The following is an 11,545-nucleotide window of genomic DNA, read 5'->3' as shown; positions in this document are numbered from 1 at the left end:
ATTAGCGCCCTCCTTCTAAATCGAATAAGAACACACCATTTCCTGGATGGCTGGCGTCATTATCAACGCGGGCAATTTCTGTACGCCCAAACAGCAGTTTCCGTTCTTCCAACCCACTGGTACGCGGATCGCCAAAGCGACGAAAACGCGTGGCTTTGGCCGCGATCACACCATCGACATTTTGTGCAGCCGCTAACAGCGGGGAAAGATGCAAGATTTGCCCAGCGCGGAATTGATCAGGATGTAGGATCCCCAATGCCCCATTGGCTTGTCTTTTCGGTGAAAACAAAGAAAGTAAACGTTGCCGAACGTGTGACTTTGACGCATTCGGCGCAACACACACGTGCAGAGTAATTTCGAGTGGCACATATACAGGCGTCGATACATCCACATCATGCGCGGCTAAACGGAATTTTTCGTAGTGCTCTCGCAGTGCCACACGCTGGTCATCTCCCACTCCGACACGTCCTTTGGGATCAGGCAGAGCAAACGTGGTTATCCAACTTCCCGTATGGACATAAGCACAGCTCACGTCTTGCACCCACTCCACCCGTCTGCCCAACGTTTGATAATCTTCTCGCGTTACTGCCCGCTCCTGAGTTTTGAACAAGAATGGGGCACGCTTACGAATCGCCGCATGGGTTTCTCGATTGCGTCCCCCTTTACCTGCGGTGATGTTTCGTACTCCGATTACTTCCGGCATGTTGAGCGCAAGGTGGTGCAGTTTATCAACGCCGATGTGTCCGGCAGTACCGACTCCCACTCGATAACGCGCCGTGAATGTCGTTCCAGATAAAGGTCGACGACCAAACTCATTGTCACCAAAGCGCAAGTAGGCACGATCATCACGTTCGATTTCAACAGCAAACACCCTCGCCGTACCGTCACTCGCCAATAAGTCTGGAACGGGTAAATAAGGTAAGACCTCCACCCCATCATCACCCTCAAGCGTTATCGCGGGGAACGTTTCACTGGGCAAAGGGATTTGCAGAGCATCAACTGCAGGCTCACCCGCCAAATAGCGTGGTGCAAAGGTTAGCGGTGCACGCGTTAATGTGGGGCGAAACACTGCCGGAATCGTCTCGGCTTGTTCTTGCTCGCATTGCTTATCCTCACAGGCGGCACTTTTGCGCTGAGATTCCACCAAGCCTTTACCGGGAGCCCAACGTAAATGGGAGGCTGGCACCTGACCTAACTCGTCATCATCGAGGGTCTGTCCGTGGTCGACCAATACCATATTGCCTCGCGCCACGCTGATAGGCTCGATGAAGCGTCGGCCTTCTTCAATGGCGGTTTCAGAGGAAATGCACACTGGAAAACGCAATGCATCTCTCTCGTGCCACTCTATGAGCGTAATTTCCTCACCTGTAATGGGGTCGGTCAGCGGCTCATTGTCACGGTTTAATACCTGTACGTTCACCAGCAACACGATCTGACGATGATCAAGCACACGGTCTGCTTGGTTCCCCGTCGTCGCCCCCATAATTTCTTCAAATGCTAAATAGGTGAATGCATGTAAATCAGGAAAATGCCCCGCCAAGGTGGCGCTTGTCGCCCCTTTCGGGAGATGACATCGCCCATTGCTCCACGTATAGAACCGCATTTCATTGTGAGCGACATGCAATGACGTTATCGGGTGGCAGGTTTCGTAAACGGCGCCACTTTGTGCCAGCAAAGCATTATTTCGCGTGAAGGTTACGGGCATCTCATTTAACCGAGTACACACTGCGCTTCCTTGGGGAATCACAACCGTTTGCGGCGCCATGGGTAAAATATCGGATGAGACGGTAAAGTGGCAAAAACAGCGAGCATTGCAACCTTCGTCAACAGCGTAGTCGAGCAATCGCGTCAGGCGTTTGAGGGATATACGTGAACGAGCGCGATTAAGGTATGCCTCAGTTTGGGCTGCGTCTTGTTGATAAGCGAGTTGGTCAGCCGTGTAAGCCAGAATATCAACCAACACGGTTGAAAGGTCGGCGGGATGCCCTGTGGCAAATTCGGGCGCTGACACTGACATGCGATCCAACATCATGCGGCGAAAGGAGTGAAAGTCTCTCGCGGTGTAATCAATATCAGTTTCTGGACGTTGTGGTGTTTCGCATTCACAATCGGTTAAACAATCAAACGGAGATGGGCATTCCACTTTAAATGAGAAGGTCACGGACGCCAGCGCTGGGTCTATCTCTGGAGGCGGAGCGGGATTCAGATGGCTGGTGACGAGGTTAAGCCGATACGGGCCGAAATCCCCCGCTTGCGACAGTTCAATCACCATCACGTTTTGTTGTCCGTCGAGCCCCATGGTGACAGCAACCACGTCCACTGGCGCCCCTCCTTCAAATCGAAGGTTGTCCTCTGTGTAAACCATTCCGCCGCGGTCGTTAACAAGATAGAGGTGCAAAAAGCGTTGACGGTCGGCAGGATTGGCAGCCTCTAAGTCAACCACCTCAACGAAATCAATGCCATTAAGTGCGCTATTACGTACTGCTTCTCGTCGGCGCTGATCACAGCAGAAATAGATCATGCTGCCCCCTCACGCACAAAGCTCGCTTGCTGGAGATCACCGGATGGCAGCAGGGAATATGAGACATCAATGAACAACGCGCCTTGATCGAACTGCACAGTGACATCGTTCAATTCAATGTCATCTTGCATCCAGTTTTGTAGTGAGGTTGCGATCAATGTTCTCGTGTCTTCTATCACCGCATCGCTGATCCCTAAAAATAGGAGTCGATTCAAACCACAACCAAACGTCGGCATCATTACCCGCTCTCCGGGTTCAGTGAACAGCACTTGTTCGATACGATCACGGATCACGTCAATACGATGCGTAGTGGCGCTTCGCCCTTGAGTATCAATGCGATAAGGAAAATCTGGATAGTTCATCTTTCCTCCACTCGCTTACGTTGCGATAACACGAAGTTGAGCCACAGCGGGAACCAACGGTGTTCCTGTCGGGGCACAAACAGACTGACTGGTAAACAACACAAAGGGTTGTCCCATCGACAAAACCCGCATACTCCCGGAGAGAAATTGACCGCTAATGCAAGGCCCATTTCCAGCGGTTGGTGGCGGCATGGCACACCCAGCCACTAAGTACGGCGAGGTCTGCAGCACAGTTGCAGAACCAGACACCAACACGCGAGGGTTCGGCAAACTTGGCGTTGCCTGACCACCGTGTGAACACATGACGATCGCACCGACATGGAGTAAGGGTCCGGGCATGTGTGCCTCCTACTGTGTGTGAATGGTTATCACCAACTGCCTCATCAAAACGACTCAATGATCACGGCTAGGTAATCGCGGCTAGGTAATAGTGAGTGCGCCTGTATTAATGTCCACTGTTGGGCCAACTAAGGAAATTTGTGCACCTTTTCCGTTGTTGATGAAAATACCCGCATCAGTCACGGACAACGTCACGCCGGTCGCGGTTTGCAGCGTGATCCCACCTAGCGCCATTGGTCCGCCCGCATCGCTGATCACAATGCCGTGCTTTGCCATAGTTTGTAGCGTAATAGCTGAAATTGGCGCGGGTGCAGTCTTCGCCATCAGCGGTATATCTGCCGCTGATCCTGCATAGCACCCTGTCCAAATGGGGTGATCCACTTCGCCCTGTTCAAACTCAATCCACACACCTGCGCCAACTGGCGGTACTGCAAATACACCAGAGTTAAGCCCCAACACCGGCAAACATGGCATACACCACGTTCCGGGAGGGATCCCACCCACATCGGTCACCGTCGCCAAAATGCGTCCCTGTTGCGTGAGGTCAACATTGTTAACTACCGTCCCTCGATACTTGCCGTAGAACTTGTCACTCATACTGGCACCCTGCTAAGTGTTGAAAGCAACCCATCACGGCTTAACTGAAACTCTTGCTTTAGCTCGCCTTCACTCATGGTGGTGGTCACCGCTTCTACATAGTGCAATCCATTGAACGCAGCTCCCGCACCTCTGACCGTCACCGTTTTTCTCGCTTCCAACAATGCGCCATAGGCCAAGACATCAAGCGTTCCATTCATTTTCACCGCTCTCGCCGCTGACTTAGCGGCTTTCGCCAACCCGATCAGTACACCTTGCACAGGGGAGTATTTGGCCGCACCCGTAATGGGCACGCCGGGCTTAAGCGGAATGGGGCGTAACACGCCCAACGGCGGATTGAGCGGGTTAACGTCGGGGATTGGAATAGTGATAGGCAATTTTGTCTGAGGGTTTTGAATTGTAACCATTGGAACAATCGCACTCTGTGTATCCACACTGCCGGATAACGTAAGTACATTTCTATTCGCATCCAAATCATCATTGAGTGGTCGCTGTGGAACACCCACTTTTACCTCAGGCCCCCAATACGCCGTCGACACCCCCACTTTATCCGTCGGCTCGATATAAAAGACATAACCGACGCGCTCCGCGAGCGACATGATATATTTAAGATCGGTTCCTTGATGAGAAGGGATACGAACAGTAGGCACTGGTACATCAATCAGCACCGATGGGATCACTTTGGGAATCAAACCGAGAAATGCGTACTTTGCCAGTACCAAGTTAATACGCGCAAAATCAGGCATGGCGGGATAACGCATAAAACTAAAATCGATGTAATCAAGCACACGACTCAAGTCTTCACCCGTTAGAGTTAGGCGAGACACTCCGGGGGCGCTGCCGGGACTGACACGATGATCCGTGACTACCCCATCCATGAGCACAGATTTCCGACCAAACATTTCTACTGCAATCACGGTGCGAACCATAGGAATGGGATTGTTCGCTGACAGCAGAAATACCGTGTGCAGTGGCGAGCTATTGTCGATTTCAAAGACTAACTGAAAGCCAGATTTATCCCGTGTCTTAGCGCTGACCTCACAAGAGATAAACGCATTGATCACGACTTTCGATACGGGCACAGGCGCAACAGGGCCAATATAGAGACTCATCACCACATCTGACATCAACGGTCTCCTTCCTCGCCATGTAAGGCGATTTTTCGCTCGTTGCCTTCCAGCAACGCGCTAGGATGCTGAACGAGGTTGGCGTCTGCGATGTACCACCATAATGCGGGGTCAGCAAAATACGCCGCCGCAAGGAGATCCAATCGGTCACCATCTCTCACCGTCAGACTTTGTACATTGTCGATATTGGCTGGCTGAGGAAGGAATCGGCGACTCACGAACACGCGCTCCGTGCCGTTAGCATCTGCCATCACCTGCAAAGGCGCCCCCGCATAGCGGCTATTTGATGTGAAATCTGCTGTTTCTTCTGTATTGCTGAGAAGATATTGCGTGAGATCAGTCATCGAACATTCCTTATCGCTTTTATGTACTCGCTTCACGTATTCGCTTTCGCGTTTTACCCGTACAAAGAAAATGAGGTATTAAAAACCCGTTGCAGGCTTAATCACTTTGTCTGCCTGCCGCTCGAGTCCAGATAAATAATGCAAAAACAGCGACGATGCAGGGTGGTCAAAGCCAAGATCATCAACGGTTAATACCTGTAACGTAATGCTCGCTTTGGCGTGCAATGGATTCAAATGCGCCCCAAACAACTCTTCGGCTAGAGACAAACTCTTCATTTTTACAGGGACACGGCGATTCATTCCCCAACTGAAAACCGGTAATGGCTGTGTCATTGGAATAATGGTCAATTTGCCTTGTCTGGCGCGAGCATCGTTATCCAACAACTGGCGTTTCGTGGGCGAAATCAGGCTGCGTAACGCTGCGATGTAATGACCAATCCCATACTTGACGGCATCTTCGTCCCCTCGCTCTAACGCATCGGTCGCATCGAGAGTTGCTTCAAAACTGATGGATTCTGTCGGTGGGCCGTTTAGCCTCATCGTTTCGGTACGCGTTTGAGAGCCCTCTTGCGATTTCACTTCAAATTGGGTGTTGAGCGTCGACGGGTTGATAAGCAAAGGAATAGCGCTAATCGGCTCACCACTTTGTTGGTCTAACAACACAATGCCCGCTTTGAGGTAATTCGGTTGGCTCGATAACATTTAGCGCCTCCTCTCCATGTACCTGTGCGTTTGGCTTTGGCTTTGGATTTGGCGACGATACTGTCCATTGCCACCAAGTTGCTTCATCAATGCGTTAGTCGCATCCACAATGGCCTTTTCTTTCGCGATACCTTGCTGCCTTTCACTCACTGAATGCAAAACAGGCCAGTTCTGAGAGACCGCCGCCGACATGGCGCGATACACATCCACATATCTCGCGTCGCTGTCGATTTCTATCTGGCGAATATGAAGAGCAACTTCTGTCGTGGTGTCTTTAGCCATAATCTAAATCTCCCGCCTTAATCGGACGATCGAGCTTTTGCAATTCCGCCGCTGCGGCCTCCATCAGCCAGCGCATGGAGACCTCTTCATCGTGCTGTGCAGCGAGAAATGTGCCATTTAAAGCGACATTGTGAATACTGCCGCCCGTAAGATTGAGCTTTGCTAGTCGTACCGGATCGATATTTGCCGCCAGCGGTGTTTTAGACGGAAATGCGCTGCGCCAAATGCGTTCTCGCTCAAGCGGGCCTGGAAACGGAAAATCGACGACAAAACGAAAACGACGGAAAAACGCTTTATCAATGGATGTTTTGAGATTGGTGGAGAGTATCGCCAAGCCACGATAGGCTTCGATGCGTTGTAATAGATCATCAATCCCGATGTTGGAGAACCGGTCATTGCTGCTTTTGACATCGCCCCGCTTACCGAACAATGCATCCGCTTCGTCAAAAAACAGGATGGCTCCGCAGCGTTCAGCCGCAAGGAAAAGCTGACGCATGTGCTTTTCGGTTTCACCAATGTATTTGCTGATGATTGCCGAAAGATCGATGCGATGAAGATCCAGCCCTAACTCATTAGCGATAGCCTCAGCGGCCATGGTTTTTCCTGTTCCGCTATCACCACAAAACAGGGCACTGATCCCCATTCCACGGCTCATACGATCACGGAACCCCCACTGTTGATACACGCGGCTTCTCAACTTAACTTGCGCCGTCAACTGTTCTAGCATGTTGGTTTGTGCCGGCGGCAACACCAATGTATCCCAACTGGCTTTGCACTCGATGTGTTGCGTTAATTTACTTAATTCACTGGATGCGCGACGCTGACAAGCTCGCCACAGCGCTTTTTCGAATCTAGGGTCTGCATATTCCAGCCAATCGCTATCACTTGATTGCGCGACAAGCGTGGTTTGTACGATGTCAGGCAAACTCAATGAAAACTGTTCAGACAACCGCGCAGGGAGGCCGTCATCAACGCCATTCAAGATGCTATGCCAATAGCTCGCCTGTTCATGAACAGTAGGACGCTCCACCAGCAACGGAAAACTGTTGGCAGTAAGCCCGATGGGCATCGCCCCTGCATCCACCAGTACCAAGCCCCCAATGCGTCCGGTGAATTGCTGTAGTACTCTGAAGTTTGCCGGATCATCCCCATTTTCAATGAGCAGCATGATCGGCATCAGTCCCGCTTCACGCTGCCACAACCTTGCCAATGCATCTAAATCATTGGGGTATGAGGGTAAACTCGTCCCATGCAACACATGTAAGTTCGCACACATTTCATTGGCCAACGCTGTTGCCATCAGCGTTTTGCTCGTCTTATCTTCACCGTGAAGCTCGATGACGATTTGTCGCTCTCTTGCTTGATGCACATAGTTCAACGTCGCTTTCAACCGAGCCACCTGAGACGCTGAAAGCGATGGTTCGTCACGCTTGATTAAACTCGGCGACGGTTCAAACATGACGCTCAAGCGCTCATCAAGGTAATTGACGCCCCGCAAGAAGCTCAAAATCCGCTCATCAAGCGTCAGCGTCGCATCCCCTCCACCAAGAGGATGCCAATCCAGCAACAACCAATATCGAAGTGGACTATGAGGCGAAAAACATCCCCAACCACAGGAGTGAGAGACAGACATCGCCAATGAAGCTGTGGGGTGCGTAAATGTTTCGCTACCCATCACATCGGCACACTTTCTAGCAACGCGTTCATCTAATGACACCGCCATCAATAAAGCCAATACCGCTTGATCGCCTTCGGTCAATTCAAACTGATTGCACATCACGTTAAATGCAGTTGGCGGATCGCTGACAAATCCGCGATTAATGTCAGCCAATAGAGCTTGACCCGTTTGATCGTTCCGCACTGCATCCAACGACTGAAGAACCCAATCAATCAATCGTGAAATATGCGCTTGATTGGTTGCTTGCCAATGCGCAAACGCATCAAGGGATTGCTGACTTCCCTTCATCCCTACCGTGGCTTGATGTATTGCCGTCGACTCGCGCTGCTTTGATATCATCGCATCATGATCATCATCCAACGCTGGGTCTGACGAAAGCTGTGCTGAATTGTTCACACCTACGATTTCTGTCATACGGGCACCACCACTATTTGTGTTGGATCGTAAATTGGCGCGCGCGGCGTAAAGTCAGGTGCAATCGGCGGTCGGTCTTTTTCGATAAACCAACTGTCTGCACCATCAATGCGTAATCGCGCAGGATAAACACCAGCAGGTAAAGGACCGAAAACAAATACAAGCGTGTTGGTTGTCACGGTCACTGACTCTGCTTGCGCTCCATCGCTACCAAGCCAAAGGCTGGCTTGCTGCCCTGCATGCACATTGGGTGTCACGTTCAACGTCACAGTGACTGTTTGCCCATTTCGTACCACGCTAGCAGGCGGCAATGTCATCACAGGCGACACTTGCACCATGACTTGGTTAGATTGTCGTGTGTCGCCATCAATTTCCGCAGAATACCGCAATGCATAATGGCCCGCAGCCCAATTGGCAGGGGCATTTGGCAAGGTCACCGCATGACCAAGTGCGGAACCGCCCGCATCAACACTGACCGTTTGTTCAAGATCCTGTGAAATATGCGAGAAGGAGAACCGCGGATTTCCCCCTTCTAAAAAACGCCCTTCTACATCTAAGGCATCCCCCAACCTTGCGCTCGCCTGTCGCGCAGGAGGGATCACTCGCAACAACTGAGGCAATGAAGGAATGAGCTGAGGGAAAACATCTGGCCCACTGTTGTCAGTGCCAATGGTTAACACTGGCAACGCGTTCAATGTGCCATATTCTGCTTCCATTAATACCGTTGAAACGCGGTAGGCCATCGACGGGCGATACTGAGTTTGCAATGCACTCCACAGCCCCGTCTTCTCCGAAATTGGCATGGTGTGAGGGGCAATTCGCAGCGCTTCCGCTTGATCTGCAAGCCCTGTATCGGACAGTGCTTGCAGCAATGGCGGTAAGCCCGCTGCAATAGCAGGAGAAGGTGTCAACGCCGTTTGAATTTCCGTGCGCGTAAAACCTGGATGCTCATGCAGGATTTGCATGGCATAACCTAATAGAACGTCACTATGTAAATCCGCCGTACCATGGGCACACACCAAGTAGTACAAATCCAATGGCAGCGGCGTATTGTTGATTCTGTCTCCATCGGTGTTACGAGTCGGCACGCATTGATTGGCCCACGATCCATTGATTTCTGTGTGATAAAGGAACACGTTCAGTGCAGGGGCGGTATTGTCCTCTTGTGCCAGCATTTGATCAGGAGGTAACGCGTGAACAGGCACATTTGTATTAACGATTGCCGCGACATCATGGTCGACAAATCCATCGTTGAGCAGGTCGCGCAACAGTTGCGTGACGCCAGCCAGTGCCAGTGCGGAACTCATCGCTCTCCCTCCTGACGTTGGAGTAGATAGTCAGCCAAGGAAAGATCTGGTTTCCATGTCGACTTCACCATGCGCTCTGCCTGAGGTGGATTCTGAATGGGGGCTTGCTTGGACACAATCGTGACTGAATCTATTGTCACATTCACTGACACTGAACCTTCTGACCGCGCCTTTTGACGACGAAACGAGCTAGGCGCACTCGATGGCTCATTATCCTTGCTTCTCAATAGAGAACTGGCAAACGATGAGGTGTGTGTTGACGTTTGAGTGTGAGTTTGAGATTGATTTTGAGATTGACCCAATATGGACGCCGCCACTTGCTGGGTGAAGTCTTGCCTCCGGCTCCCCACTTTGGGCTCGATTTTGGCGGCTTTATTTGCGGCATCCTCAGTCACTTCGTGCAACTGTGAGTCAGAATGAGCTTGATGCTGACTCGCTGCAACATGCTCATTGTGCACCCGTTCGATATTTGGATCAGCGTTTTGCCAACTCGCACTTCGTGGATTATCACGTTCTCGATTGGCTTCGTTAACTATCTCCGCCGAGCGCTTTTGTGCGTTGAGTTGCTGGGAATGTGTGTTTGCCGATGACTCCCCCATTCGACCATCAATCGGAGATACAGATTGGGCGTGATCGCTGGACAGTAAATCAGCCCCTGAATCACTCACATTTCTTTCAGTGCTGCCCATTTTGTTTGAGAACGCATCTTTTGATTCTTTTCCTGACGACTCAGACCCAGTACGATCACCCTCATCATAAGTGACACTGTCACTTGTATGGCTGCTGTTTTCGAATGAAGGGGCATTCGAAGGAACGTTATGCCATGCATCGATAGTCAATGTATCAGCGTCAAACTGATTAACTCTATTTATCCCACTGGAATAGCCTGGCTCCTGCGTCACTCGGGTCGCCCCTGCATAATATGACGACGCAACAGGTTTTAGCGTCTGCATTCCATCAATGTTCCGGCGAATGTAATCCCCTAACAAACGATTCATAAATGCTCCCTTATGACACTCTGGCAAATATTCATGAGTCGATCACCATGGCGATGTGCTGGCGACGGCGTGCGGGACTCATGGCGAGAATGTCGTGGCTTGACCAGCCGTAAGCTGACGCAAGAAGGTGAACATCCCACAGTTGACGCTCAACATCTGATGTCAGCAAAGACCAAAACTGATTGGCAATATCGAATTGGTGCGCTGTTTCAGCCCCACATTCCGTGCATGCAGAATTCAAAGAAACGATGGTCAACGGTTCGATTTCAAGCATTCTCGCTTCAAGCGCCAGATAGAAGGCTCGCCATGCAGAAGCCGCATCTTCACTTTTATCAATGCAACTCAACACGTCCCGATAGCTCGCGGGGTCAAGTACGCATTGCGCAAATTCAGACTGCGTATGAGGCTTTGACAGCGGAGAGTTTGACGATGCGAGCACAAACAGATCACGGACAATCGGCAACCGGAAACGACCACTAAACGCCGCCATGCCCAGTTCCGTGTCTAGTGTTTCGTAATAATGTAAGTACGCTTCTGTGTTGATCTCGGTAGCTTCTGTGTTGCTCTTCAAGCGCTCCGAGCCACTCGCTAACACCTGTGAAACAGTAAACGACAATTGGGTTTTGGCTGTACATTCAGAGCAAGCGCAAACCACTGCAATAGACTCACCAAACTCAGCACGGTAAGCCAGTAGCAAGAAATGATCTCGCCCAGCTAACGTCCAATCAACAACGTCTCCTTCGTATTGACTTAAAAGGTATGCAGACACCAAGGCAACCGCACGTTGAGGTGGCAACATGTCAGCGGCTCTTTCCCAAAGCTCAACACGTTCATTGTTGGTCAATGCCGATATCGCAACACGCATTGGCATTCA

Annotated in this window: 12 protein-coding genes; all 12 read right to left on the bottom strand. The window is 51.0% G+C overall.

The window, feature by feature from the left end; all coding sequences use genetic code 11:
- Nucleotide 1: 1 nt before the first annotated feature.
- The 12 genes from L4D06_RS10945 to L4D06_RS10890 all read right to left on the bottom strand — a co-directional run bounded on the left by L4D06_RS10945 (nucleotide 2) and on the right by L4D06_RS10890 (nucleotide 11,542).
- Nucleotides 2-2,521: a baseplate J/gp47 family protein gene (locus tag L4D06_RS10945; protein WP_429739367.1), complete on the bottom strand. Its 2,520-nt coding sequence runs from the start codon at nucleotides 2,519-2,521 to the stop codon at nucleotides 2-4.
- A complete protein-coding gene (locus L4D06_RS10940) occupies nucleotides 2,518-2,883 on the bottom strand; it encodes a GPW/gp25 family protein (protein WP_274164232.1) in 366 nt (121 codons plus the stop codon). Before L4D06_RS10940 ends, L4D06_RS10945 begins: the two co-directional genes overlap by 4 nt.
- A 15-nt stretch (nucleotides 2,884-2,898) precedes the next feature.
- A complete protein-coding gene (locus L4D06_RS10935) occupies nucleotides 2,899-3,222 on the bottom strand; it encodes a hypothetical protein (protein ID WP_429739365.1) in 324 nt (107 codons plus the stop codon).
- An 81-nt stretch (nucleotides 3,223-3,303) separates the two neighbouring features.
- The gene (locus L4D06_RS10930) at nucleotides 3,304-3,819 is read right to left on the bottom strand and encodes a phage baseplate assembly protein V (RefSeq protein WP_274164234.1); all 516 of its coding nucleotides are present in this window, start codon (nucleotides 3,817-3,819) and stop codon (nucleotides 3,304-3,306) included.
- Nucleotides 3,816-4,946, bottom strand: coding sequence for a hypothetical protein (locus L4D06_RS10925; RefSeq protein ID WP_429739363.1), 1,131 nt, complete (start codon nucleotides 4,944-4,946; stop codon nucleotides 3,816-3,818). The genes L4D06_RS10930 and L4D06_RS10925 overlap by 4 nt, the downstream gene beginning before the upstream one ends.
- Nucleotides 4,946-5,290, bottom strand: a complete 345-nt coding sequence (locus L4D06_RS10920) for a LysM domain-containing protein (RefSeq protein WP_429739361.1) — start codon at nucleotides 5,288-5,290, stop codon at nucleotides 4,946-4,948. The genes L4D06_RS10925 and L4D06_RS10920 overlap by 1 nt, the downstream gene beginning before the upstream one ends.
- Nucleotides 5,291-5,368: 78 nt before the next feature.
- Nucleotides 5,369-5,992: a hypothetical protein gene (locus tag L4D06_RS10915; RefSeq protein ID WP_429739359.1), complete on the bottom strand. Its 624-nt coding sequence runs from the start codon at nucleotides 5,990-5,992 to the stop codon at nucleotides 5,369-5,371.
- Complete coding sequence (locus L4D06_RS10910) at nucleotides 5,993-6,274, bottom strand: hypothetical protein (RefSeq protein ID WP_429739357.1); 282 nt, start codon at nucleotides 6,272-6,274, stop codon at nucleotides 5,993-5,995.
- Nucleotides 6,267-8,366 carry an ATP-binding protein gene (locus tag L4D06_RS10905; RefSeq protein ID WP_429739355.1) on the bottom strand — a complete coding sequence of 700 codons (2,100 nt, stop codon included), beginning with the start codon at nucleotides 8,364-8,366 and terminating at the stop codon, nucleotides 6,267-6,269. Before L4D06_RS10905 ends, L4D06_RS10910 begins: the two co-directional genes overlap by 8 nt.
- Nucleotides 8,363-9,673: a Pvc16 family protein gene (locus L4D06_RS10900; protein WP_429739353.1), complete on the bottom strand. Its 1,311-nt coding sequence runs from the start codon at nucleotides 9,671-9,673 to the stop codon at nucleotides 8,363-8,365. Before L4D06_RS10900 ends, L4D06_RS10905 begins: the two co-directional genes overlap by 4 nt.
- Nucleotides 9,670-10,671 (bottom strand): hypothetical protein, encoded by a 1,002-nt coding sequence (locus tag L4D06_RS10895; protein ID WP_429739351.1) that lies wholly within the window; start codon nucleotides 10,669-10,671, stop codon nucleotides 9,670-9,672. The genes L4D06_RS10900 and L4D06_RS10895 overlap by 4 nt, the downstream gene beginning before the upstream one ends.
- A gap of 31 nt (nucleotides 10,672-10,702) precedes the next feature.
- Entirely contained in the window at nucleotides 10,703-11,542 is an 840-nt protein-coding gene (locus tag L4D06_RS10890; RefSeq protein WP_429739349.1) for a hypothetical protein, read from the bottom strand.
- Nucleotides 11,543-11,545: the final 3 nt, after the last annotated feature.

This window comes from Enterovibrio makurazakiensis, assembly GCF_050336585.1.
Taxonomy (GTDB): domain Bacteria; phylum Pseudomonadota; class Gammaproteobacteria; order Enterobacterales; family Vibrionaceae; genus Enterovibrio; species Enterovibrio gelatinilyticus.
Note: the sequence above shows the minus strand (reverse complement) of the source record. Positions and strands in the feature narration are given on the sequence as shown.